21 protein-coding genes are annotated in these 25,080 nt (G+C 66.3%); 2 read left to right on the top strand and 19 right to left on the bottom strand.

Annotated elements, in window-relative coordinates; translation table 11 throughout:
- The first annotated feature begins 33 nt into the window (after window positions 1-33).
- Window positions 34-2,232, top strand: a complete 2,199-nt coding sequence (gene glgB, locus U742_RS0110480) for a 1,4-alpha-glucan branching protein GlgB (RefSeq protein WP_029352733.1) — start codon at window positions 34-36, stop codon at window positions 2,230-2,232.
- 43 nt (window positions 2,233-2,275) lie between these two features.
- On the top strand, window positions 2,276-3,544 hold the full coding sequence (gene glgC, locus U742_RS0110475) for a glucose-1-phosphate adenylyltransferase (RefSeq protein WP_029352731.1): 1,269 nt from the start codon (window positions 2,276-2,278) through the stop codon (window positions 3,542-3,544).
- Between the two features lie 252 nt (window positions 3,545-3,796).
- Here the strand turns inward: glgC and acnA are convergent, their stop codons facing one another.
- The 19 genes from acnA to U742_RS0110375 all read right to left on the bottom strand — a co-directional run bounded on the left by acnA (window position 3,797) and on the right by U742_RS0110375 (window position 24,985).
- Window positions 3,797-6,484, bottom strand: a complete 2,688-nt coding sequence (gene acnA / locus U742_RS0110465) for an aconitate hydratase AcnA (protein WP_029352729.1) — start codon at window positions 6,482-6,484, stop codon at window positions 3,797-3,799.
- A 12-nt stretch (window positions 6,485-6,496) separates the two neighbouring features.
- Window positions 6,497-7,864, bottom strand: a complete 1,368-nt coding sequence (locus U742_RS0110460; RefSeq protein WP_051661047.1) for an MmgE/PrpD family protein — start codon at window positions 7,862-7,864, stop codon at window positions 6,497-6,499.
- Entirely contained in the window at window positions 7,861-9,258 is a 1,398-nt protein-coding gene (locus U742_RS0110455) for a CapA family protein (RefSeq protein ID WP_156034197.1), read from the bottom strand. Before U742_RS0110455 ends, U742_RS0110460 begins: the two co-directional genes overlap by 4 nt.
- A gap of 71 nt (window positions 9,259-9,329) precedes the next feature.
- On the bottom strand, window positions 9,330-9,929 hold the full coding sequence (locus U742_RS0110450) for a thiamine pyrophosphate-dependent enzyme (protein WP_029352722.1): 600 nt from the start codon (window positions 9,927-9,929) through the stop codon (window positions 9,330-9,332).
- Window positions 9,930-9,931: 2 nt separating this feature from the next.
- A complete protein-coding gene (locus tag U742_RS0110445; RefSeq protein WP_029352719.1) occupies window positions 9,932-10,462 on the bottom strand; it encodes a thiamine pyrophosphate-binding protein in 531 nt (176 codons plus the stop codon).
- Between the two features lie 104 nt (window positions 10,463-10,566).
- Complete coding sequence (locus U742_RS0110440) at window positions 10,567-11,556, bottom strand: Bug family tripartite tricarboxylate transporter substrate binding protein (protein ID WP_029352718.1); 990 nt, start codon at window positions 11,554-11,556, stop codon at window positions 10,567-10,569.
- 152 nt (window positions 11,557-11,708) lie between these two features.
- A complete protein-coding gene (locus U742_RS0110435; RefSeq protein ID WP_029352716.1) occupies window positions 11,709-12,647 on the bottom strand; it encodes a LysR substrate-binding domain-containing protein in 939 nt (312 codons plus the stop codon).
- A gap of 106 nt (window positions 12,648-12,753) precedes the next feature.
- Window positions 12,754-13,443, bottom strand: a complete 690-nt coding sequence (locus U742_RS0110430) for an HpcH/HpaI aldolase family protein (RefSeq protein WP_051661044.1) — start codon at window positions 13,441-13,443, stop codon at window positions 12,754-12,756.
- Entirely contained in the window at window positions 13,443-14,381 is a 939-nt protein-coding gene (locus tag U742_RS0110425; RefSeq protein WP_248310328.1) for an NAD(P)-dependent oxidoreductase, read from the bottom strand. The genes U742_RS0110430 and U742_RS0110425 overlap by 1 nt, the downstream gene beginning before the upstream one ends.
- A gap of 30 nt (window positions 14,382-14,411) precedes the next feature.
- A complete protein-coding gene (gene tcuA, locus U742_RS0110420; RefSeq protein ID WP_051661040.1) occupies window positions 14,412-15,938 on the bottom strand; it encodes an FAD-dependent tricarballylate dehydrogenase TcuA in 1,527 nt (508 codons plus the stop codon).
- A gap of 474 nt (window positions 15,939-16,412) precedes the next feature.
- Window positions 16,413-17,348 (bottom strand): electron transfer flavoprotein subunit alpha/FixB family protein, encoded by a 936-nt coding sequence (locus U742_RS0110415; protein ID WP_029352708.1) that lies wholly within the window; start codon window positions 17,346-17,348, stop codon window positions 16,413-16,415.
- A gap of 18 nt (window positions 17,349-17,366) precedes the next feature.
- Window positions 17,367-18,116: an electron transfer flavoprotein subunit beta/FixA family protein gene (locus U742_RS0110410; RefSeq protein WP_029352705.1), complete on the bottom strand. Its 750-nt coding sequence runs from the start codon at window positions 18,114-18,116 to the stop codon at window positions 17,367-17,369.
- Between the two features lie 16 nt (window positions 18,117-18,132).
- Window positions 18,133-19,635, bottom strand: a complete 1,503-nt coding sequence (locus tag U742_RS0110405) for a tripartite tricarboxylate transporter permease (RefSeq protein WP_029352703.1) — start codon at window positions 19,633-19,635, stop codon at window positions 18,133-18,135.
- Window positions 19,635-20,084: a tripartite tricarboxylate transporter TctB family protein gene (locus U742_RS0110400; RefSeq protein WP_197028233.1), complete on the bottom strand. Its 450-nt coding sequence runs from the start codon at window positions 20,082-20,084 to the stop codon at window positions 19,635-19,637. Before U742_RS0110400 ends, U742_RS0110405 begins: the two co-directional genes overlap by 1 nt.
- An 83-nt stretch (window positions 20,085-20,167) precedes the next feature.
- Window positions 20,168-20,881, bottom strand: coding sequence for a GntR family transcriptional regulator (locus tag U742_RS0110395; protein ID WP_197028232.1), 714 nt, complete (start codon window positions 20,879-20,881; stop codon window positions 20,168-20,170).
- 30 nt (window positions 20,882-20,911) lie between these two features.
- Complete coding sequence (locus tag U742_RS0110390; RefSeq protein ID WP_029352697.1) at window positions 20,912-22,390, bottom strand: aldehyde dehydrogenase; 1,479 nt, start codon at window positions 22,388-22,390, stop codon at window positions 20,912-20,914.
- 42 nt (window positions 22,391-22,432) lie between these two features.
- The gene (locus U742_RS0110385; RefSeq protein ID WP_051661037.1) at window positions 22,433-23,137 is read right to left on the bottom strand and encodes a 4-carboxy-4-hydroxy-2-oxoadipate aldolase/oxaloacetate decarboxylase; all 705 of its coding nucleotides are present in this window, start codon (window positions 23,135-23,137) and stop codon (window positions 22,433-22,435) included.
- A gap of 23 nt (window positions 23,138-23,160) precedes the next feature.
- Window positions 23,161-23,544 carry a carboxymuconolactone decarboxylase family protein gene (locus U742_RS0110380; protein WP_029352694.1) on the bottom strand — a complete coding sequence of 128 codons (384 nt, stop codon included), beginning with the start codon at window positions 23,542-23,544 and terminating at the stop codon, window positions 23,161-23,163.
- 517 nt (window positions 23,545-24,061) lie between these two features.
- Window positions 24,062-24,985 carry a LysR family transcriptional regulator gene (locus U742_RS0110375; RefSeq protein ID WP_029352693.1) on the bottom strand — a complete coding sequence of 308 codons (924 nt, stop codon included), beginning with the start codon at window positions 24,983-24,985 and terminating at the stop codon, window positions 24,062-24,064.
- Between the last annotated feature and the right edge of the window lie 95 nt (window positions 24,986-25,080).

Genomic DNA, 25,080 nt, shown 5'->3' with positions numbered 1-25,080 from the left:
ATTCGGGCCAGGGTTCCGGAGAGGTCGAACGACATGTTTGCGTGGCAGGCGCCCGACCGCGAGGTCGACGCACTCATCGAGGCCCGCCACGCCGATCCGTTCGCGCTCATGGGGCCTCACGAGACGCCGGACGGCCTCGTCATCCGGGCGCTCGTTCCGCATGCGGGATCGGTCGAGGCGATCGACGACGACGGTCAGGTGATTGCGCATCTGGAGCGGCGGCGCGACGCCGGCTTCTTCGAGGGGCTGGCTCCGGGTCGTCCTGCGTGGGCGCGCTACCGCCTGAGGGCGCGCAACGACGGCGGCGAATGGCTGCTGCGCGACCCCTATGCCTTCGGTCCCGTGCTCGGTCCGCTCGACGACTATCTCCTGCTCGAAGGCACGCACCGCCAGCTCTATGAGCGGCTCGGCGCGCATCCCTGCGAGCATGAGGGTGTTTCGGGCGTGCGCTTCGCCGTGTGGGCGCCGAATGCCTCGCGCGTCTCTGTGGTCGGCGACTTCAACGGCTGGGACGGCCGGCTGCACCAGATGCGCAAGCGCGTCGACAGCGGACTGTGGGAGATCTTCGCGCCGGATGTCGGCGAGGGTACGATCTACAAATTCGAGATCGTGTCGCATGACGGGCGGCTGCTGCCGCTCAAGGCTGACCCGTTCGGCTTTCGCGGCGAGTTCCGTCCGGCGACCGGTTCCGTCGTGGGGCGCGTCGACGATTTCGCCTGGGATGACGAGGCGCATATCGCCGCCCGAGCGGCCGGCGAGGCGCGTCGTAAGCCGATGTCGATCTACGAGGTGCATCTCGGCTCCTGGCGGCGCGGCGAGTGGAACCGGTTCCTGAGCTATGACGAGCTCGCCGACCAGCTCGTGCCCTATGCCGTCTGGATGGGCTTCACTCACCTCGAACTGTTGCCGATCTCCGAGCATCCGCTCGACGCCTCGTGGGGCTATCAGCCGATCGGCCTGTTCGCGCCGACCAGCCGCTTCGGTGATCCGGCGGGCTTCGCGCGCTTCGTCGACCGGGCGCACCGGGCGGGGCTGTCGGTCATTCTCGACTGGGTGCCGGCGCATTTCCCGACCGACATCCACGGGCTCGCCCATTTCGACGGCTCGCCGCTCTACGAGCATGCCGACCCGCAGCGCGGCTTCCACCCGGACTGGAACACGGCGATCTACGATTTCGGACGGCGGGAGGTAACGAACTTCCTGACCGCCAACGCGCTCTACTGGCTCGACCGCTTCCACATCGACGGGCTGCGCGTCGATGCGGTCGCCTCGATGCTCTATCTCAACTATTCGCGGCGCGAGGGCGAATGGTCGCCCAATCCCGACGGCTCCAACGACAACAAGGACGCCGTCGCTTTCCTGAAGCAGGCAAACACGACGATCTATGCCGAACATCCCGGCACCGTGGTGGTGGCCGAGGAATCGACCTCATGGTCCGGCGTGTCGCAGCCCGTCCATGCCGGCGGGCTCGGCTTCGGCTTCAAGTGGAACATGGGGTGGATGCACGACACCCTCGACTACATCAAGATGGAGCCGGTCCATCGCCGCTGGCATCACGACAAGATCACCTTCGGGCTGATGTACGCCTTCGCCGAGAATTTCGTGCTGCCGATCTCCCATGACGAGGTCGTGCACGGCAAGAGCACGGTCGTCGACCGTGTGAAGGGCGACGACTGGCAGAAATTCGCGACCGTCCGGTGCTATTACGCATTGATGTGGGCCTATCCCGGCAAGAAACTGCTCTTCATGGGGCAGGAGTTCGGGCAGCGCGCGGAATGGAGCGAGGAGCGTTCCCTCGACTGGCATCTCATCGACCAGGGCCCGCACCATCGCGGCCTCCAGCTTCTGGTCCGCGACCTCAACCACCTCTATCGCGATCTGCCGGCCCTGCACGCGCGCGACTGCGAGCCCGAGGGCTTCCGCTGGGTCGTCGTCGACGACGCGGACCAGTCGGTCTTCGCGTGGCTGCGGCTGGCGGGCGGGGGCGATCCGCCGGTGTTGATGGTGGCGAACTTCACGCCGGTGCCGCGCCCAAGCTACCGAATCGGCGTGCCGCATGCCGGGCAGTGGCGCGAGATCCTCAACACCGACGCCGCCGATTTTGGCGGCTCGGGCGTCGGCAATCTCGGCGGCGCGAGCGCCGCGAACGTGCCGGCGCATGGACAGCCGGCGAGCATCGAGGTGGTGCTGCCGCCGCTCGCAACCCTTTACTTCCAATGGGTGCCGCAATGATGCCCGGCACCCGCACAACACCGCCCTGAGGGAGGGGCCACCGATGACAAGGCCGCCGGTCGTCAATGCACCTATCGCACGTTCGGCGATGGCCTATGTCCTCGCCGGGGGCCGTGGCAGCCGGCTCATGGAGCTGACCGACCGCCGCGCCAAGCCCGCGGTCTATTTCGGCGGCAAGTCGCGCATCATCGACTTCGCGCTCTCCAACGCGCTCAATTCGGGCATACGCCGCATCAGCGTCGCCACGCAGTATCAGGCGCACAGCCTGATCCGGCACCTGCAGCGCGGCTGGAACTTCTTCCGCCACGAACGCAACGAGAGCTTCGACATCCTGCCGGCCAGCCAGCGCGTGTCCGAGACCATGTGGTATCTGGGAACGGCGGACGCGGTCTATCAGAACCTCGACATCGTCGAGGGCTACGACCCCAAATACATCATCATCCTGGCCGGTGATCACATCTACAAGCAGGACTACGAGGTGATGCTGCAGCAGCATGTCGACCAGCAGGCCGACGTGACAGTCGGCTGCCTCGAAGTGCCGCGGGCGGACGCCAGCGCCTTCGGCGTCATGCATGTCGACGAGAACGACCGCATCCTGTCCTTCCTCGAGAAGCCCAAGGTGCCGCCTTCGATGCCTGGCCGACCCGACATGGCGCTGGCCAGCATGGGCATCTACGTCTTCGAGACGCGCTTCCTCATCGACCAGTTGCGGCGCGACGCGGCCGATCCCAATTCGACGCATGATTTCGGCAAGGACATCATCCCCTACATCGTGAAGCACGGTTCGGCGCGCGCGCATCATTTCTCGCGCTCCTGCGTGCGGGCGAGCACCGAGGTCGCGCCCTACTGGCGCGACGTGGGTACGGTGGACGCCTATTGGGAAGCCAATGTCGACCTCACCGAGGTCATCCCCGAGCTCGACCTCTACGATCGCGACTGGCCGATCTGGACCTATGGCGAGATCACGCCGCCCGCCAAGTTCGTCCACGACGTGGAGGGACGGCGCGGCGAGGCAGTACAGTCGCTCGTCTCCGGCGGCTGCATCATCTCCGGCTCGCGGGTGCGCCGCTCGTTGCTGTTCACCGGCGTGCGCGTGCACTCTTTCGGCGACATCGAATGCGGCGTCGTGCTGCCTTATGCCCGCATCGGGCGATCGGTGCGGCTGAAGAACGTCGTGATCGACGCCAATGTCAGTATTCCGGACGGGCTCGTGGTCGGCGAGGACCCGGAGGAGGATGCGCGGCGCTTCCGGCGGACCGAGAAGGGGGTCTGCCTCATCACCCAGCCGATGATCGACCGGCTTTCTGAATAGAAAAATTTGTTATAAAATCAATTCATTAAGTCGGATCTAAAAAGGCTGTAGCACTCAGCGTAGCACCGCCTAGCCGTTGAGCTGGCAGCACTCCTTGAGGGCAGCGGCGCGGCGGGCCGCTTCCTGCTTCTTCAGCATCCCGATGATCTGTTCCTCTGTGAACCGTGAGGGGCACATCGTCCGTCTCCTTGAGTGACGGACTCTACTCAAATCTGGAGGAAGATCAGGGTTTCAGGTCACGATCACACCGGCTCACGCCACAGCCGGTACCGTGGCGATCAAATCGGCGAGAATATAGGGCATGATGCCACCGCAGCGCACATAGTCGATCTCCGCCGGCGTATCTAGGCGCAGGATCAGCGGCACATGGCTGATCGTGCCATTCGCGCGATGGACGCGCAGGGTCAGTCGCTGCTTCGGCACCACTGGCTCGTCGAGTCCAATGATGTCGAAGCTCTCCGCACCGGTCAGCTCGAGGTCGGTGGCGTTCACGCCGTGGAGCTGGCAGGGTAACACGCCCATGCCGACGAGATTGCTGCGGTGGATGCGTTCGAAGCTGTTCGCCACCACCGCGCGCACGCCGAGGAGGCGCGTCACCTTCGCCGCCCAGTCGCGGGCGCTGCCGGTGCCGTACTCCTGCCCGGCGACGATGATGAGCGGCACGCCCTCCGCCTCGTAGCGCAGCGCGGCGTCGTAGATGGCGAGCTCCTCGCCGCTCGGCTGGTGGCGGGTGACGCCGCCCTCCTGTCCCGGCACCATCAGGTTGCGCAGGCGCAGATTACCGAAGCCGCCGCGCACCATGATCTCGTGGTTCATGCGCCGGGCGCCGAAATTGTTGAAGTCCGCCGGCTCGACATGTAGCCGGCGCAGATAGGCGCCCGCGGGCGAGGTGCTTTTGATCGAGCCGATCGGGCTAATGTGGTCGGTGGTCACCGAATCCCCGAGTATGGCGAGCGTGCGCGCGCCGAGGATCGGCTTCAGCGAGCTGCGGGACAGTTCCGGCGCGAGGAAGGGAGGCTCCTTGAGATAGGTCGAGTCGTCCTCCCAGCGGTAGAGCTCGCCGCCCGCCTGTGGGATGGTCGCCCACATTGGATCGGTGGCAGCGATGTCCTGCGCATAGGTCTCGCGGTAGAATTCCGGATTGGCGGCAACGGCATAGGCCGCCGCCAGTTCCTCCGACGTCGGCCAGACGTCGCGGAGATACACCTCCCGGCCATCGGCGCCGATGCCGAGCGGTTCGATCGAAAGACCGATGTCGACCCGGCCGGTCAGCGCGAAGGCCACCACCAGAGGCGGGCTCGCGAGGAAGGAGGCGCGTACCGCCGGATGGATGCGCGCCTCGAAATTGCGGTTGCCGGAGAGCACCGCGCAGGCGACGACGTCGCGCTCCACGATTGCTTTCTCCAGCTCCGCGTCGATCGGGCCAGAGGCGCCGACGCAGGTGGCACAGCTGTAGCCGGCAACGACGAAGCCAAGCTCGTCCAGCGGCTCCTGCAGGCCGGCGGCTTCGAGATAGCGGCTCACCACGCGCGAGCCGGGGGTCAGTGAGGTCTTCACCCACGTCTTGGTCTTCAGCCCGAGCGCCACCGCCTTCTTCGCCACCAGCCCGGCCGCCAGCATGACACCGGGATTGGAGGTGTTGGTGCAGGAGGTGATGGCGGCGATGACGACATCGCCGTCGCTCGGCACATGCCGGTCGATGGAGGAGACTGCCGGGGCCTTGCCGTAGCCGCCGGCGCTCACCGGCGCCGCCAGCAGCTCGGTGAAGCGCGACTTCAGCTCGTCGAGCGGGACACGGTCCTGCGGCCGTTTCGGGCCGGCGACGCTCGGCACCACGCCGGCGAGGTCGAGCTCCAGCTCCTGGCTGTAATCCACCTCGCCGCGCCTGGCCGCGCCGAAGCAGCCCTGCGCACGGTAGAGGATTTCAGTCGCGCGCACCCGTTCCTCGGAGCGGCCGGTCTGGCGCAGATAGCGGCAGGTCTGCTCGTCGACCGGGAAATAACCGATGGTGGCGCCGTACTCGACCGCCATGTTTGCGATGGTGGCACGATCCGGCAGGCTGAGGGTGGCGACGCCCTCGCCAAAGAACTCGACGAACTTGCCCACCACCTTAGCCTTGCGCAGCATCTCGGTGACGTGGAGCACGAGGTCGGTGGCGGTCACCCCAGGCTCGAGTGCATTTGAGACGTGGACGCCTACCACGTCCGGCGTCAGGAAATAGAGCGGCTGGCCCAGCATCGCCGCCTCCGCCTCGATGCCGCCGACGCCCCAGCCGACCACGCCGAGGCCGGCGATCATGCAAGTGTGCGAATCCGTGCCGACCAGCGTATCGGGGAAGCAGATGCCATCCTTGGCGAGGAAGCCCGGCGCCAGCAATTCGAGATTGAGCTGGTGCAATATCCCCGCCCCCGGCGGGAACAGGCGGATGCCGCCATAGGCCTGCATCGCCCATTTGACGAAGCGGTAGCGCTCCCCGTTGCGCTGCAGGTCCAGCTCTGTGTTCAGCCGCAGCGCGTCCGGCGTGCCGTGATAGTCCACCGTCAGCGTGTGGTCGAGCGCCATGTCCACCGGTACGTGCGGGCCCACCGTCTCGGCGGGATAGCCCTGCCGCATCACCGCGGCGCGGATGGCCGTGAGGTCGCCGAGCAGCGGGATGCCGGCGGCGCAGTTCAGCACGATGCGGCCAATCGTAAAGGGGATCTCTTCCTCGCGCGCGCCGTTCGGCTGCCAGGTGGCGAGCCACTCGACGTGCTCGGGCAGGATGCGCTTGCCGTCGCAGTTCCGCAGCACCGTCTCCAGCACGATGCGCAGCGATACCGGCAGGCGCGACACCTTGCCGATGCCGGCTTCCTCCAGCGCCGGCACGGAGAAGAAGTGAAACTTCTCCTTAAGGCCAAGGTCGATCTCGCGCTTCGTCAGGGCATGCAGGGACTGGGACATGGGTCTTCTCGCTCAGGACAGCGTCTGGGTCAGAGTGCGGATCGACGGCAGGCTCGCAGCCATGCGCACGTTCTCGACCAGCGTGTCGACCTTCTCGGTGGGGAGGCGGCGGGAGGTGAGCAGCCTGAATTTGGCGCGGCTCTCCTCCTGCGTGCAGGGATCGGCGGGCGTGCCGTGGCAATCGAGCACCATGCCCTCGAAGCTCCTGCCGTCGTACAGGGTAAGGGTGGCGCTCGCGCCGTATTGCGTCGGGTAGACCGCCTCGATGCGCGGATCTACGACGATCTCGATGCGCGAGGCGAGCGCGCGCGTCACCGGATCGCCGACCCGCGCATTGGAGAACATTTCCGGGTCGCGCGGATTGCCGGTCAGCGCCAGCGCGGTGCAATAGGGGATGCTGTACTGCGCGCCCATCGTGTCGACCGGCGCCGGTTGGCTGTTGTTTAGCGCGGCATATTTGCTGACGCCGATGGTGACCTTCTTGATCTCCGGTACCGCCAGCGGCTCCGGCCCGCGGAGCTCCAGCAGGAGCTGCACGGCGGACTGGATCCAGCCGCAGATCGGGAAGACCTTGAACCAGATCTGGTCGATCGCCCAATCGCTGCCGAGGTCGCGGTCGAGCTTGCCTGGATCCGCCCCCGCGCCGCCGAATACGTCGAGCAGGCCGAACTTGCTGTCGATGCCGTGGGGCGGGCCGAGGAAGCCGCGCTCGGCAAGCTGTCCCATGCGCACGCCCGCTTCCGCCGCGCGCCCGAGATGCAGCCGCTTGACCATGCCGCCACCATGGCCGGCGGCGAAGCTCTTGATGCCGGAGGCGGCGGAGCAGCACAGCCCGACCGAGGAGAGCAGCTTGTCAAGCGACAGCCCCATCACCATCCCCGCCGACACCGCGCAGGCGACCGGCGCGGTAAGGCTGGTGATGTGGAAGCCGCGCCTGAACGGCTCGGTCCCGATGGCGAGACTGACGCGGTGCATCACCTCGTAGCCGGCGACGATGGCGGTGAGCAGCTGCGCACCGCTGGCATTGACCGCCTCGGCCGCCGCCATGGCCGCGGGGATGACGCAGGCGCCGGGATGCACCACGGATTCGGCGATCAGGTCGTCGAGCTCATAGCCGTGGATCGCGGTGCCGTTGCACAGCGCCGCGCCGGGCGCTGAGACGCGCTGCGTGCGGCCGATGATGGTGGCGACGCCGTTCGACTGCTCCGCGCAAATCTCGTCGGCAAGGATGCGCGACCAAGGCTGCCCGGAGCCGAAGGCGCCGCAGCCCAGCGCTTCCAGCAGGCAGATGCGGGCCTGCTCGACGGTGGCCGGCGGCAGCGTGTCGAGCGAGATCTGGTGCACGAAGGCGATCAGGTCGCGGGCATGGCTCGGTGTCATGTCGTCGTTCCGGATGCAAGGGAAGGCGGATGCGGCTCGAGCCGGATCACGCCGATCCCGTCCTCGATGTCGATCCGCGTGCCCAGCGGCTCGGAAAGGCTCTTGAGCCGGGTCAGCACCGCCTCGGCATTGGCTGGATCGGCGATGAAAGGCCGGCCCTCGGTGAGCACATGGGCGCCCTTGCCGGTGCGGCGGGTGATTGCGAGCTCGGGAGGAGCGCTGCGGCCCATCTCCACCGGGTGCAGCCGGATTTCCCTCAGCGCGTCGCCCTCATAGGTCAGTGAGAACACCGCCGAGCTCCACCAGGCGGCAAGCTCCATGCCTGGATGCAGGGGATAGGCCGCCGGGGTGAGCGTGCTGAGCCGGTCGACGTCGTGGTCCCAGGCCTCGTAGCTGTCATAGGGCACGCGGTGGACGAATTCCGACTGGGCGAAGAAGTTGCCGACGCCATAAAAGATCGGCTTGCCGCGATAGATCTCGATGCCGAGCGTCTTGTGCCAGCCATGGCCGATATAGATGTCGGCGCCGGCATCGATCGCGGCATGGGCGAATTCGCGGGCGAAGGCCGGCGGCTTGTCGCCACGCGGCCCTTCCGACACGTTGAAGTGGTGCGCGACCATGACGAGGTCGGCCATGCTGGCGGCCTCGTCGATGGAGCGCAGATTGCCTTCGAGGTCGCGCCGGTGGCACTCGCTGTGCACCTTGAAGCGGTCGCTCGGCACGAACACCGCGGAGGTGCGGGTCGACTGGTCGCCCGGGAAGTTCAACGCGATCTCGTCGCGCCCGTCGGCGCCGCTGCGTCTGCAGCCGATGCCGAGGTCCTTGGCGAGGCGCTGCAGCTGGCCGGCGGTCTCGGCGTCCACCTCGTATTTCATCGCGACGCGCAGCGGGTTCACGCCGGGACGGCCGCGCAGCCCGGCCTTGGGGTGGCCGGCCCATTCATAGGCCTTGTTCCCGGAACTGGCTGAAACCAGCGCGACACGGCCCTTGCGCGTCTCGCAATAGGCCGGGTCGCGCGCCGCTTCGAGATCGACACCGGTGCCTGCGCAGGCGAAGCCCGCCTCGCGGCAATGGCGGATGGTGGAGAGCAAGCCCGGCGCGCCGAAGTCGAAGCTGTGGTTGTGTGCGAGCGAGATCAGGTCGATGCCGGCCGAGCGCAGCTCGCGCGCCAGCTCCGGCTCGGCGATCATGTAGCTCGCCGTCCAGTCGCCGCGCGAGGCATGGTCGAGATCGTCGGCGCCACCGAAATTCATCTCCAGATGCGCGTAAGTGAGGTCGGACCCGCGCAGCAGGTCGAGAACGGCGAGAAACTCCGGCTCTTCATACTTGGAAAACGGCCGGGAAATCATGCACTCGCCTGCAAGGACGATTTTCCAATCCCTAGGCTTGGCCACTTTTTCTCTTTCCGTGAATGCGATGCCGCGCCGGAGCACAGGACCGGCCGGGCTGGCCCGGCCGGTATCAGTCAGTAATAGGCCTCGGCCGCGCCGAGCAGGTTCTCGCGGAAGCGGTCCTTCAGCCGCGCGCCGTCGCGCAGGCGGATCGACATCGGGTAGCGCTGGGTGTTGACCTTGATGACCACGAGCGTCGGGCCTTCGTCGGCGAACAGCTTGGGGATCGCCGCATCGAGCTCCTCCTCGGTATAGACCGTCTGCGTCGAGGCGAAGCTGCACGCCGCCGCCACCTGGGCGAGGTCGACGCCGCGCTGGGTGTGGGTCGCCTGCATGCCGGTCTCGCTGTAGTGCTCGTTGTCGATCACCGCGAGGGCGAAGTTTTTCGGGTGCTGCACGCCGATGGTGGCGAAGGCGCCGATGCCCATCAACATCTCGCCGTCGCCGGTCATCACCAGCACGCGGCGCTCCGGCTGCGCGAGCGCGAGGCCGAGGCCGGTCATCGCCGCCGCGCCCATGCCGCCCCACAGGCAGAAGGTGTTGAGGTGGTCGGCGGTGCCCGCGTCATAGGTGGTGGAGCCGAGCCCGGTCACCATCAGCGCGTCGCCGCGCGCGGCCTGCACCGTGGCCATCACCTGGCGACGGTCGAGCGTGCCCTTCTTCTTCTCGGTCATGGTCACTTGCTCCAGTCCTTGAAGCCGAGCAGGCGCTGGCTGAGGAGTACGGCGACGACACAGTTCGAATTGAAGGCGAGCTGCGCGCCGGCATTGACGATCTGGCCGATTTCGTCGGGATGGGTGGCGCGCTGGACGTAGACGCCCATCGCTTCGAGCACCTTCTCGGTGTTCTGGCCCATGGGCAGCTGCCACGGGTTGAACTCGCCCCACTCGCCGCGCATGGTCACGATCATCAGCAGCGGCATGCGGCAATGCAACGGGACGCTGAGCATGTTGATGCAATTGCCGACGCCGGAGGACTGCATCAGCAGCGCGCCTCTCTGCCCCCCGAGCCAGGCGCCCGCCAGCAGCGCGATGCCCTCCTCCTCGGTGGTCAGCGAGACGGCGACCATCTCCGGATCGGACTGGCAGTTCGAGATGAGCTGGGTGTGCCCGGCGTCCGGGACATAGGCGACCTGCTTCACGCCGACGGCCTTGAAGGTTTGATAGATGTCGCCCGGCCAGACGCGGGGATTGGGTTCGGGTTTCACGAGAACTCCACTGCGATGATGTGGGGGATCGTTCCCGGTGCCGGCCTGACGGCCGGCACCGCGGGATTTTCAGCTTCTGCAAGCTGGCCGGCGAGCTCAGCCGATCAGAGCTGCGCCTTGACGTTCGAGGCGTTGATCGTGTCGGTCCATTTCTTGATGTCCGACGAGATCAGCTTGGAGAATTCTTCCGGCGTGCTGCCGACGATAAGCGCGCCGGTCGGCTCAAAGCGGGCGCGAATCTCCGGATCGTCGAGCATCTCCTTGGTGCCCTCGTAGATCTTTTGCACCACGGCGGGGTCAGTGCCGGCCGGCGCCAGCAGCCCGTACCAGAGGTCGGATTCGAAACCGGAGAGGCCCGGCAGCTCGGCGACGGCGGGAATGTCAGGCAGCGACGGGTTGCGCTGCAGGCTGCTCACCGCGAGGGGGCGCAGCTGGCCCTGCTTGATGTAGGGCGTGGCGCTGAGGATTGAGACGAACAGGCAGTCGATATGACCGCCCAGCAGAGCCGTGACCGAGCCGCCGGTGCCCTTATAGGGCACGTGAACGAGATCGACCCCGGCGCGCTGCTTGAGCATTTCCAGCGCGAGATGCGCGCCGCCGCCGACACCGGAGGAGCCGCAATCCAGCTTGCCGGGCTCCTTCTTCGCCAGCGCGATAAACTCTTCCATCGTCTTGGCCGGCGAGGTCGGCGGCACCAGGAAGACGAAGGGCAGCGATGACATCAGCGTGACCGGGGCGAAGTCCTTCTCCGGATTGTACTTCACCTGCTCGCCGAACAACTGCGGGTTGATGACGATCGTGGCGTTCGTCGTCAGCAGCAGCGTGTAGCCGTCGGGCTTGGACTTGGCAACGACGTCACTGCCGAGATTGCCGTTGGCGCCTGCCTTGTTCTCGACGATGACGGACTCCTTCCATATGCCCTCTAGCTTCTGTGCCAGCGCGCGGGACATGGTGTCGGTGCCGCCGCCGGCCTCGAACGGTGTGATGATGCGTACGGTCTCGGTAGGGTAGCTCGTCTGCGCCAGCGACGGCGCACACGAGAAGGCAAGTGCGAGGGCCGATAGGCTTCCCAGCAGATTCCAACGTCCGAGCATGGTTTCCTCCCTTACATCGTTTCTTGTTGCAGGAGGTAGGCTAGTCATCGCCGGACGGCGGATCAAAGCGTCATTGCGGATAGTAGTATGCCGCCGCGGCATACTGGTGGGCGGCTCCGGCCGGCGAAGCGCCTGGCACGCATGCGCGGCGCCTATTTCGCCGCCCGCTCTCGCTCGCGCAGCGCCAAGCGCACATGGTCGATGGTCAGTCCCGGCGCGCACAGCTCGATGAAGTCGAACACGAACCGCCTGAGATAAGTGTGCGTGCGCACCGTCACATGGCTTGTGCTGGGCTCGAACAGGTGGCTGGCGTCACGCGCCCGCAATTCGCGGTCGCGGCGTGGGTCGACGGCAGGCGTCGCCAATATGGCGAGGCCCAGGCCGAGCTCGACATAGGTCTTGCTCACATCCGCATCCACCGCGTCGAACAGGATGGTCGGCCGGATGCCCCGCCGCTCGAAGGCATCCAGCACCTTCCAGCGCCCGCTGCGGTGCGGATCGTGGGCGATCAGCGGGTATTTCGCGATCTCCTCCAGCGTCAGCACCTTCTGCCGCAGGATGGGATGGCCCTTCGGCGCGATCAGGCTGCGATGGATCTTGAAGCAGGGCAGCATCAGCAGGCTAGGGAAGGGGCGTGCGGTCTCCGTGCCGAAGGCGACGTCGGCCTTGCCGGCCTCCACCACCTCGCAGATCTCCGTCGGATTGCCCTGCACCAGCCCGATGCGCACATGTGGATGGATCTGCACGAAGCGCTTGATCACCGAGGGCAGCAGATAGCGCGCATGAGTATGCGTCGTGGCGATAGTCAGTGTGCCTTCTTCCTGCGCGCCGAAATCGTCTTTGATGGTCTTGAGGCTGCCGACCTCGTTGAGAATGCGCTGGGCGATCTCGATCACCTCGCGCCCCGGCTCGGTGAGGCCGACGACGCGATTGCGGCTGCGCTCGAAGATGGCGAAGCCAAGCTCCAGCTCCAGTTCCTGGATCTGCTTGCTCATGCCCGGCTGGGAGGTATTCAGGGCCTCGGCGGCGGCGGAGATGTGGTTGCCGCGTCTATGGACCTCGACGATGTAACGAAGCTGCCGGAACTGCACCGCGGTCCATCCTGATCAGACCCGACGCACCATAGAGCCATTTCCAAGCGTGTGAAAACGCCCGGTTGGAAATGCTTCGGCCTGGCCGCGTGGGGACCGTCGGCGCTCAGAGCGGGCCGCGCACATTGTCGATGAAGCTGCGCGCGCCGCGGCTGACGAAGGTCTTCAGGTGCACGTTGATCCAGTGCAGACCGAGCCCGCGATAGCGCGCCACCGCATCGAGGTCGCCCTGCACGTTCATGCCGGCGACGCGCCCGGAGCCGGCGATGATCTCGATGGTAGCGTCCACCGCCGCCCGCACGCGGGCATGGCCGGGATTGCCCTTTAGCCCCATGGACTGGGCGAGATCGACCGCGCCGATGTAGAACACGTCGATCTCGTCGATATTCAGCATTTCCGGCAGCGCGGCGATGGCCTGCTCGGATTCGATCATCGCCACTAGGAGCTTGGCGGTGTGGTCGCCCTCCCAGCGCGCGATGCCCTCGACGATCGCCTTCGCCTCCGCCCGCGACTGGACGTGGGGCGTCTGCACCCCGTCCACGCCGCAGCTCAGATAGCGGTTGACCAGCCCCTCCTCGTTGCTCCACGGCCGCACCACCGTGGCGAGGTCGGCGCTGCGCGCCGCGCGGGCGAGCTCCTCGACCAGCGCGAAGTCGGTGCTGGCATGCTCGCAATCGATGAAGATGGCGTCGAAGCCGAGCGTGCCGATGAATTCGACCATGCGCGGCGTTGGGTAATCGGGATTGCAGACGGCGATGGTCTCGCCCGCCCGCAACCGCTCCTTGAGCGTCGTCATCACGCCGAGGCCTTGACCTTGTCCGTTGCCGCTGGCGTCGACGCCCCTTCGAGGATGAAGCGGGCGAACTCCGTATGGTCGGCATTGGAGCCGGTCCAGGACTGCGCCGCCTCCCATATTTCCAGCGTGGAATGGCCGAGCTCTGTCGGCGCGGCGCAGGCTTCCGCCACCTCCATAGCCAGCTGGATGTCCTTCACCATCAGGTCGAGCGAGAAGCCGGAATTGTAGGCGCTGTTCAGCACGTATTGCTTGAACTTGTTCTCGGTGCTGTTGTTGCGCCCGGTCGAGGCATTGAGCACGTCGACCAGCACGCCGCCGTCGATGCCGAAGCGCTGGGCGACCAGCAGCGCCTCGGCCGCAGCCGCGAGGCCCGCCGCCGAGACGTAGTTGTTGAGCACCTTGGCGGCATGGCCGGAGCCGAGCGGGCCGACATGGAAGCGCCGGCCCATGGCCGAGAGCAGGCTGTCGAAGCGGGCGGCAAGAGCCTCGTCACCGCCGACCATGATGGCGAGGGTGCCCGCCACCGCCCCCTTTACCCCGCCGGAGACCGGCGCGTCGATGAGGCCGTAGCCCTTCTGAGCCAGCTCCGCGCCGAGCTCGCGGGTGCCGACCGGCGCCGACGAGCTCATGTCGATGAAGCTGCCCCCCTTCGCCATGCCGGCCAGCAGGTGGTCGCCCGCCTCGTCCACGCCGAGCACCACCCGGCGGACGATCTTGCCGTCGGGCAGCATCAGTACCACTACGTCGGAACGCGCGCCGAGCTCGGCGAGCGATCCGATGTGCGCGCAGCCCTGCGCCGCGGCGAACGCCGCCGCCTTGGCGAGGTCGGTGTCATAGACCGCGACCTCCCAGCCGGCCTTGACGAGATGGCCGGCCATGGGCTGGCCCATATTGCCGATGCCGACGAAGCCGATCTTCAGATTTCCCGACGCGCTCACCATCAACTCCTTCTCTCCACGAGGCCTGCGTCAGCCGGCGGTCGCCACCGCCCGCGGAGCGGCGCGCTGGACCTTGCGGGCGGCGATCGCCGCGTTGCGGCCGGCGATGCGGCCGAACACCGTGCCGCTCATCAGGCCGGTGGCGCCGGGATAGTTGAAGTAGAACAGGCCGCCGACCATCTCGCCCGCCACATAGAGCCCGTTGATCGGGCGTTGATTGGTGTCGATGGCCTGCGCGTCGGTGGAGATCTTCAGCCCGCCGAAGGTGAAGGTGATGCCGCACGTCACCGCATAAGCTTCGAACGGCGCCTGCTCGATTGGGTTGGCCCAGTTCGACTTGGGGATATCGAGCCCCTCCGTGCCCCGCCCGTCCTTCACCGTGGCGTCGAACGGCACGTCGCGCTTCACCGCCGCATTGTATTCGCGCATGGTCGCGAGGAACTGTTCGCGATTGACGTCGCCCATCTTATCGACCAGCTCCTCGAGCGTATCGGCGGTGACGCGGGTGACGTGGCGGGTCTTGTATTCGGGTCGCAGCAGATGCGTCACCGAGGCATCGAATATCTGCCAGGCGAACTGCCCCGGCTGCTGCAGAACGATCCGCCCGTATTTCGCATAGGTATAGTTGCGGATGTCGGCGCCCTCGTCGAGGAAGCGCTTGCCGTCGGCGTTGACCATGACCGACCAGGGATAGCTGTCGCGCTCATAGTCACCGGTTACCGCCATGTCGCCGAAATCGACCGCGTAGCGTTCCCAGCCCACCGCGTGGCAGCCGGACCAGTTGCCGCTCGGCTGGGCACCCTTGCGCAGTGCCATGTCGAGCCCGTCGCCGGTGTTGAAGCGGGTGCCGCGCACCTTGGCGAGGTCCCAGCCTGGGCCGAGATATTTGCTGCGCCACTCGCTGTTGGCCTCGAAGCCGCCGCAGGCGAGCACGACCGACTTGCCGTGTATCTCCTGGGTGACGCCATCGAGCTTCACCACCACGCCGGTGATGCCCTCGTCCGAGGTGATGAGGTCGCGCACCCAGGCGTCGTAGAGCACCTTGACGCCGGTCTTGTCGGCCGCGGCATAGAGGAAGTCGACGAGGCCCTGGCCGCCGCCCCAGGCGGCGAGCGTAGCCCCGCCCCAGAACTTGAACTTGCCGTTGACCTTGAAGGACTGGCGACCGAATTGCGGGTAGAACTTCACCCCCTGCTTGACCAGCCAGTGCATGCCGGAATTGCTCTGCCGCACCAGCATCTCGCACAGGTCCGGATCGGTCCGGTTCATGGTGATGCGTGCCATGTCGTCAAAATATTGATCTTCGGTATAGGCGCCGAAGTCGCTGTCCATCTCCTCCGGCGTGAGGTCGGGCGAGAGGGCGCGGATGTCGTCGGATCCGGAATAGGCGAAGCGCATCAGTCCCTCGGTATAGGTGCTGTTGCCGCCGCGCTCCTCCTTCGGCGCGCGCTCCAGCACCAACACGGAAGCGCCTTCCTCGCGGGCCGACAGGGCGGCACACAGCGCAGCGTTTCCACCCCCGACGACGATCACGTCGTACTCTTTTTCCAGATTCATTGATGACTGCTCCAAGCTCTTGCTGGCACCTGTCGGACCGAACTCGGATTACGCTTAGCAAAACCCCGCGATGCGCCCTCAGACTATCTCGTGCTCCTACTATTCCTGAGGGGCATACTGAGGAGCCGCCCTCGCATGTCCGGCGCGGGGGGGCATTGGCGCGCCAGCGGCTCCTGCTCCAGCAACCGGGAGGAGGGTTCCATGGATTTCGGCAGGACGAGGTGGATCGGGGGAGGGGCGGCAACGGATGTCGCCGAAGAGTCCCGCTCTGGATTCCGGATCTGCGTTCCGCCTGCGGCGTCACTTGCCCCGGAAACAGACGTGGCATCCGAGGCGCCCTGACGCCTCGTTTCCCGGACAAGCTGCACGAAGTGGAGCGCCGATCCGGGATCCAGCACAAGACTCTGCGGCCGTGTCTCCCAGCCGGGCCGTTTCTGGAGCGGCGGAATCCGAGAAATGACCCCGCCCCGCCTCTCAGGCGTCCAGCGCCTTCTCCAGCTGCGGCACCAGCTCGAACAGGTCCCCGACCAGCCCGTAATCGGCGATCCTGAAGATCGGCGCGTCAGGGTCCTTGTTGATGGCGACGATCACCTTGGCGTCCTTCATGCCAGCCAGATGCTGGATAGCGCCGGATATGCCCACCGCGATATAGAGGTCTGGCGCGACGATCTTGCCGGTTTGGCCGACCTGTACGTCGTTCGGCGCGAAGCCGGAATCGACCGCCGCGCGCGAGGCGCCGAGGGCCGCGCCGAGCCTGGCCGCAAGCGGGCCGAGGATATTGTCGAACTTCTCCACCGAGCCGAGTCCGCGCCCCCCGGAGACGACGATCCGCGCCGAGGTGAGGTCGGGGTGGTCGGACTTGGTGCGGCTTTCGCCCTTGAAGCGGGCGCGGGCGCGGAACTTCGGCATCGCGACGATCTCGACCGGTGCGCTGCCGCCCGTCCCGACAGGTGCGAAGGCCGCCGGGCGCACTGTGAGCACGAGGCGTGCATCGCTGCTGGTCAGGGTCTCCACCGCATTGCCGGCATAAGTGAGCCGTTCGAAGGTGTCCGGCGCCACGACAGCGGTCACGTCCGAAACCTGCATCACGTCGAGCAGCGCGGCGAGGCGTGGCATCACGTTCTTGCCGGTCGACGTGGCCGGCGCGACGAAGGCCGCATAAGTCGCGCCGAGCGAGACGAGCAGCGCTGCCGCGGGCTCGGCGAGCTGGTCGGCGAGCGCCGGGTCTTCGCACAGCAGCACGCGGTCCACCCCGTCGAGCGCGGCGGCCTGCTCCGCCACCGCATGCGAGGCGCCAGCGACCAGCACATGCACCTCGCCGCCGAGCCGCCGCGCGGCTGTCACCGCACTCGCGGTCGCGGGCTTGAGCTCGCCGTCACCATGTTCGGCGAGTACCAGGGTCGAACCCATGATGTCCTTCCTTTCGCATCAGAGAACGCCGGCCTCGTGCTTCAGCTTGTGAAGCAGCTCCTCGACTGAGTTCAGCCGGATGCCCGCCGCGCGAGCAGCCGGCTCGGCGGTCTTGAGCACCCGCAGGCGCGGCGCGACGTCGATGCCAAGATCGGTCACCGGTCGGGTCTGCAGCGGCTTGCGCTTGGCCTGCATGATGCTCGGCAACGAGGCGTAGCGCGGCTCGTTTAGGCGCAGATCGACGGTGACGATGGCGGGCAGCTCCATCTCCAGCGTCTGCAGCCCGCTATCCACCTCGCGGGTGACCTCCACCATGTCCCCGACAACCGTAATCTTTGAGGCGAAGGTCGCCTGCGGCCAGTCGAGCAGCGCGGCCAGCATCTGGCCGGTCTGGTTGCAATCGTCGTCGACCGCCTGCTTGCCGAGCAGCACGAGGTCGGGCGCCTCCTCGGCGATGACGCGGGCCAGCACCTTGGCCACCGCTAGGGGTTCGAGCGGGCCTTCCGCCTGCACCAGTAGGCCGCGGTCGACGCCGATCGCCATCGCGGTGCGCAGCACGTCGTGCGCCTGCGCCGTACCCACGGTCACGGCGACGATCTCCCTGGCGCGGCCTGCCTCCTTCAGCCGCACCGCCTCTTCGACGGCGATCTCGTCGAACGGGTTGATCGCCATCTTCAGTCCGCCCAGCTCCACGCCGGACCCGTCCGCCTTGACCCTGATCTTCACGTTGGGGTCGACGACGCGCTTCACCGCCACCAGAATCTTCACTGCATTCGCTCCTTGCCTAGCCTTCGGTGATCGCCTGGTTCTTCCGCTTCACGATTTTCGGGAAGATCATCAGGCCGGCGAAGATGACGGCGATGGCCAGGAAGGTCGCGCTGAGCGGGTGGGTGACGAAGACGGCGAGGCTGCCGCGCGACTGAAGCATGGCGCGGCGGAAGTTCTCCTCCAGCATCGGGCCGAGCAGGAAGCCGAGGATGAAGGGCGCGGGCTCGCAGTCGAGCTTCAGGAAGATGTAGCCGAGCACGCCGAAGAAGGCGGCGAAGGCGACATCGGTGGCGCTCATGTTCACCGTGTAGATGCCGATGCAGGAGAATACCAGGATCACTGGGTAGAGCCAGCGATACGGCACCTTCAGCAGCGCGACCCACAGGCCGACCAGTGGCAGGTTGAGGATCACCAGCAGCACGTTGCCGATCCACATGCTGGCGACAAGGCCCCAGAACAGCGCGGGATGCTGCGTCATCACCTGCGGGCCGGGCGTGATGCCCTGGATCATCAACGCGCCCAGCAGCAGCGCCATGGTGGCGCTGCCGGGAATGCCGAGCGTCAGCGTCGGTATGAAGTGGGTCTGCGCCGCGGCGTTGTTGGCCGATTCCGGTCCGGCGACGCCCTCGATGGCGCCGCGGCCGAAGCGCTCCGGCGTCCGGCTCAGCTTGCGCTCCATGGCGTAGGAGGCGAAGGAGGCGATGGTCTGCCCGGCACCCGGCAGCACGCCGAGGATGGAGCCGACCGCCGTGCCGCGCAGTATCGGCCGCCAGGACGCCTTCATGTCGTCGCGCGTCGGCATCAGCCCGGTGACTTTCGAGGAGATCACGCCGCGGTTATGCGATATGCCGAGATTGACCATAATCTCGCAGAAGGCGAACAGGCCCGCCGCGACGACGACGAAGTCGAAGCCCTCCGCCAGCCCCGGCAGGCCGAAAGTGAAGCGGTCAATGCCGGAATTGATGTCGGTGCCGGCGAGGCCGAAGATCGCCCCGCACATCGCCATGCCCATGCCCTTGACCAGCGAGCCGCGCACCAGCGCCGAGGCTGAGACCAGCGCCATCAACATGAGCGAGCAGTATTCGGCGGCGCCAAACTGCAGCGCGACGCTGGCGAGCGGCGGGCCGCACAGCGCGATTAGCACCGTGCCGAAGCAGCCGGCGATCACCGAGCCGATGGCGGCGATGGCGAGCGCCGGCCCGGCGCGGCCCTGCCGAGCCATCTGGTATCCGTCGATGCAGGTCACCGCGGCGGAGGATTCGCCCGGCAGGTTGACCAGGATGGCCGTGGTCGAGCCGCCATAGGCCGCGCCGTAATAGATGCCGGCCAGCATGATCATCGCGCCTTCCGGCGGCAGCCCGTAGGTCAGCGGTAGCAGCACGGCGATGGTGACCAGTGGCCCCACGCCCGGCAGCACGCCGATGAAGGTGCCGAGCAGCACGCCGATGAAGCAATAGAGCAGGTTTCCCGGCGACAGCGCGACGCTGAATCCCAAAGCGAGATGCTGCAGCAGATCCATCACCAAGGCCTCAGTCGGAGGGGGATGTCGAGCCCGTAGACGAAGATGCCGACGGAGACCGCGATCAGCACGGCGACGATGACGACGAGTTCCGGGATGCTGCCCTCGCGGGCGCCGAACCGGCCGACCACCACCAGTCCCGCCACTGCCGCAATCAGTCCGGCCGTCTCGATCAGCGCACTGAACAGCACGATCGCCGCGGTGACGAAGATCAGCGGCCGGATCTCCCAGCTCGCCACGGTCTCGGAATTCTCGGGGTTCCGCAGCGCGGTGACGATCATCGTCACGCCGATGAGCCCGACGATCACGCCGAGCATGATCGGGAAGTAGCCGGGGCCCATGTTGCTCGCCGTGCCGAGCTTGTAGGTATTGCCGATGACGATGGTGCTGAGTCCGATGAGCAGGAACAGCACCCCACCAAGGAAGTCTTTGGTGAGTTGGATCTTCATGTTTCCTCCCTGCGTCCCGTCGCGCTTCTGTGGCGTGGTCGGGACCTTCAGAACGCGGTGCAGGCTCATGCCTGCAGTGACTTCTATTGCTCTCGAGCCTTCTGCGCGTTCTTGGCGTCGCTCGGCGGCGCATCGGCGCTGCGCGCGCTTTTCTGGCGATTGAGAATGTCGATCGCGACCGTCGCCGCGCTTCGAACATGTTCGAGGCTGGCTTCCCACGCCGCCTGCTCGTCGCGCGCCTCGATCGCGTCGATGAGCCTGCCGATTTCCCGGACCGTGTTGGGAAGCCGCTGCGGATCGGAGAGCGACGTGGCCCGCAACAGCGCGTTGCGGTTCAGTATCTGGTTGAGCATGCGGGTGACGTAATCGTTGCCGGCGCCTTCCAGCAGCACATCGTAGAAGCGCTGCTTGATGTTGAGCAGGTTGGCCTCGGCCCTGGAGGCGGCGACCTGCTTCAGCTCCTCAAACACCGCCTTCAGCGCCGCGACCTGAGCCGCGCTGGCATTGCGGGCGAAGCCCTTGGCGGCGAGCGCCTCGAGCACGCCGCGCACATCGTAGATCTGCTCGGCTTCCGCCGCCGACATGATACGCACAAAGGAACCGCGATGGGCGATCGTCTCGGTCAGGCCCTCCGCTTCCAGCTGGCGGATGGCCTCGCGCACCAGCGCCCGGCTCACCTGGAACATCTCGCACAGCGCCCGGTCGGACAGATGCGTGCCGGGCTTGAAATAGCCCGAGACGATCGCCTGCCGCAGCCGATCCTCCACCTGCCTGCGCAGGGGGGCCGGCGTCGCCACGATCCTGAAGTCGGGGCTCTCGTCCATCAGCTACCTCTGGACGAAGGGGTTGGTGGAGGGAGCGCCGAAATTCATCCAGACGCTCTTGGTCTGCAGATATTCCTTGATCATCTCCGCGCCGTTCTCGCGGCCGATGCCGCTCTGCCGATAGCCGCCGAAGGGCGACATGAAGCTGGTCGCCCGGTAGGTGTTGACCCACACCGTACCCGCGTGCAGCGCCTCGGTCATGCGGATTGCGCGGCCGATGTCGCGTGTCCATACCCCGGCGGCGAGGCCGTAGATGGTTTCGTTGGCGATGCGCACCGCATCGTCCTCGTCCTTGAAGCGGATGACCGAGAGCACCGGGCCGAACACTTCCTCCTGCGCGATGCGCATGTCGTTCTTTACGTCCTTGAAGATGGTCGGCTCGACGAACCAGCCGTCGCCGCATTCCGGCTGTTCCGCCGGCTTGCCGCCGGCGACCAGCGTCGCGCCTTCGCCCAGCGCGATGGCGATGTAGTCCAACACCTTCTGGTATTGCGGCAGCGTGGTCATTGGCCCGACTTGGGTGTCGAGGCTGGCCGGGTCGCCCATGCGCGCGGTCTTCGCCCTGGTGACCAGCCGGTCCAGGAAGTCGTCATGGATGCTGTCCTCGACGAGGAGGCGCGAGCCGGCGAGGCAGGTCTGGCCGGTGGCGGCGAAGATGCCGGAGATGGCGCCGTTCACCGCATCGTCGAGGTCGGCATCGGCGAAGACGATGTTCGGCGACTTGCCGCCGAGCTCCATGGTGACGTGCTTCATGGTCTGCGCGGCGGCGGCATAGATCTTCTTGCCGGTCGCGTCGGAGCCGGTGAAGGCGACCTTCGCCACCTTGTCGTGCTCGATGAGCGGCGTGCCGACCTCGCCGCCGAATCCGGTGACGATGTTGACCACGCCCGGCGGCACGCCGGCCTCGTCCAGCAGCTTGGCGAATTCCAGCGCCGAGGCGGAGGTGAACTCGGAGGGCTTGATGACCGCGGTGTTGCCGGCCGCCAGCGCCGGCGCCAGCTTCCAGGTCGTCAGCATCAGCGGCGAGTTCCACGGCGTGATGATCGCCACGACGCCGAGCGGCTCGTATTTCGTGTAGTTGAGATAGCCGCGCTTATCGAGCGGGATGACCGAGCCCTCGATCTTGTCGGCGAGCCCGCCGTAATAATAGTACCACTGCGGGATGTAGCGCACCTGCGCCAGCATCTCCGCCATCAGTTTGCCGTTGTCGCGCACTTCGATGGCCGCGAGCTTCTCGGCGTCGCGGGCGACGAGGTCGCCGATGCGCCGCAACAGGGCGCCGCGCTCGCTCGCCGTCGTTGTCTTCCACGGCCCGCTCTCGAAGGCGCAGTGCGCCGCCGCGACAGCACGCTCCACATCGATGGCATCGCCGCGCGCCATCTCAGCCCAGGGCTTGCCGGTATAGGGGTTGAACGTCTCGAACCACCGGCCGCTGCTCGGATCGACGAAGGCGCCATCGATGTAGTGCTGGTACTTTTCCATCAACGCTCTCTCACGAAATGCACCGTCCGTCGGAAGGCAGCCTCAGGCGTGTCGCGCATAGGGTTCGGTATGCTCGACCACCTTGCCTTTCAGCAGCTTATCGATCTCCAGCACGCCATGGGCGGGGTCGAGCGGCAGCTCGCCGGTGCGCCCCTTTGCGATCGCCTCGGCCTCGAGCCGGTCGCGCTGCGTCGCCTTTTCGAGGATGGCCTCGGCCGAGGCGAGCGGCACCACCACCACGCCGTCGTCGTCGCCGACGATGATGTCGCCGGGATTGACCACCAGCCCGCCGACATGGACGGGAACATTGATCGAGCCCGGCGTGCTTTTCTGCGGCGCACGCGGCGAGACGCTGCGGCTGAACACTGGGAAGCGCTCCTTGCGCAGCAAGGCGAGATCGCGGATCGAGCCGCTCGCTACCAGCCCGACGCAGCCGCGCGAGCGCGCCTGCAGCGCGCTGCGATGGCCGAAGCAGCCGGTGTCGTAGTCGCCATCGTCGATCACCAGCACATCGCCCGGCCCCACCATCTGCAGCGCCTTGTGCGTCATGATGTTGTCGCCGGGGAAGCACAGCACGGTGAAGGCCGAGCCCACCATGCTGATGTCGTCATAGATCGGCCGGATGTTGGACTTCATCGCGCCGTGCCGGCCCATGGCATCGCTCAGCGTCGAGGTGGACACGCCCCTGAAGCGCTCGACCAGCGAGGCCGGGGCACGTTCGAACGTATGGTAGATGTGGCCGTACATGCTGCGTCTCCGGGGCGGCCGAACTAGCGGTCCTTGTCGTGGCCGACGACTTCGCGGGCGATGCGGAAGGCGTCCACCGCCGCCGGCACGCCGCAATAGATCATGACCTGGAGCAGCACTTCCTTGATGTCCTCGCGGCTGAGGCCGTTGTTCAGCGCGCCCTGCACATGCAGCTTGAGCTCGTGCGGGCGGTTGAGCGCCGAGATCATCGCAAGATTGATCAGAGAACGCTCACGCCGCGTAAGCCCATCGCGACTCCAGATCTCACCCCAGCAATATTCGGTGACTAGCTTCTGAAATTCCGTATTGAAGGAGTCGGCGTTCTTGATGGAGTTATCCACATAGTCGGCGCCGAGAACTTCACGACGATTCTTCAGGCCGATGTCGAACAGGGAATCATTACTCATTTTTGCTTTCCATCCAAGATGAGCGGCCGATCCAGAGCGCCGACACGACACTTACAGATTGACGGACAATCCGTCAATAGAGCAACCTGGCAATGGCCTCGCCAATCTTGCGCAGCGCTGCAATCCCCGGCCCTCTGGGCCCGGCTGCGCGACATGAGGGGGTGGATCGGGAATGCCCCAGCGGGCGATTGCTGCCGTCTACATGCGGGGTGGGGCGAGCAAGGGTGCGTTCCTGCGCGAGGAGAGCCGGCCGCCACCCGGCCGCGCGACGAATTACTGCTGGAGCTTATGGGTTCGCAGCGGTTATCACGAATGAGCAGTTTGGGGTCGGTGGCAGACGGTGAAGGAGGTTTTTCGTCTGGCAGGCCGTGTCGCAACGGGTACCCGGTCAAGCGATCGGGATGAAGCTTGCTGAAATTCTATGCGAAGAAACGCGTTGAATGACGATCATGGCAAGGCTTCGCCTAGCGGTGTGTCCGCTTTCTGGCAGTGAGCCGAGGTCCGAAAGTGGCGCATCTCATCCTGTCGACAGCCGAGGGGCATCGCCGTCTCCACTATGTCGCCGCGCGAAGTCGACGAACGCCTTGAACGCAGCGGTCGGATTGCGCCGGCTCGGATAATAGAGGCTCAAGGGCGACAGTGGCGGGGTCCAATCCTCAAGCACGGGCACGAGGCGGCCCGCCTCGATGTCGTCGCGAACGTCGGACTCCATCGCCAGGGTGAGGCCGACGGAGGCGAGCGCCGCGGTGCGTGCGAGGCTCGCCTCGTCGAGGGTGATGGCGCCCTCGACGTCGATATGGACCGATTGTCCGTCCTTCCCGAACGGCCAGCGGTGGATCGCGCCATTGGGAAGCCGGACGCGGAGACAGCGATGCCCGGCGAGGTCCTGAGGGATCATGGGCGTCCCGTGCGCTTTCAAATAGCTCGGAGTGCCCACTACAACATTGCGCCGCGCGACCCCCAAGGGGAGTGCGATCATGTCGGCCGGCACAAGGTCCGAGCTCCGGACGCCGAGGTCGAAGCCGCCCGCGACGATGTCCACTAGTCGACCCTCCGTGACGATGTCGATATGGACCCGGGGGTGCTCGCGCAGAAACGGCAGGACGAGCCAGGAGAAGATCTCCCGTGCCGCTGTCGGAAAGGCGTTGATGCGCAGTGTGCCCGAAGGCGTGGCCTGTTGGGAGCGCGCAACCTCCATCGCCTCATGAATATCACGCACGGCGGGAGCGACCTGCGCGACGAACTGCTGGCCTGCCTCCGTCAAGGAGACGCTTCGCGTTGTCCGGTTGAACAGCCTTACGCCCAGCGTGCGTTCCAGTTTTCCCACCGCATTGCTGAGCGCGGTCGTCGAGACCCCGAGCTCGAGCGCCGCCGTGCGGAACTTGCCTCGGCGGGCGACCATGAGAACGGCCTCCAGTTCCGTCAGGCTGTTCTGCACCATTGTCCCGACTTTCGTGATGAAACGTCCTCGATTGTCCTGATTATCGGACGATCTGTCCATCTCTACCTTGGCTGGCAAGCGCAGTTGCGGCCGCC

The organism is Allobosea sp. 117 (assembly GCF_000702305.1).
GTDB lineage: Bacteria > Pseudomonadota > Alphaproteobacteria > Rhizobiales > Xanthobacteraceae > Ancylobacter.
This window is presented reverse-complemented; position numbering and strand designations above follow the sequence as displayed.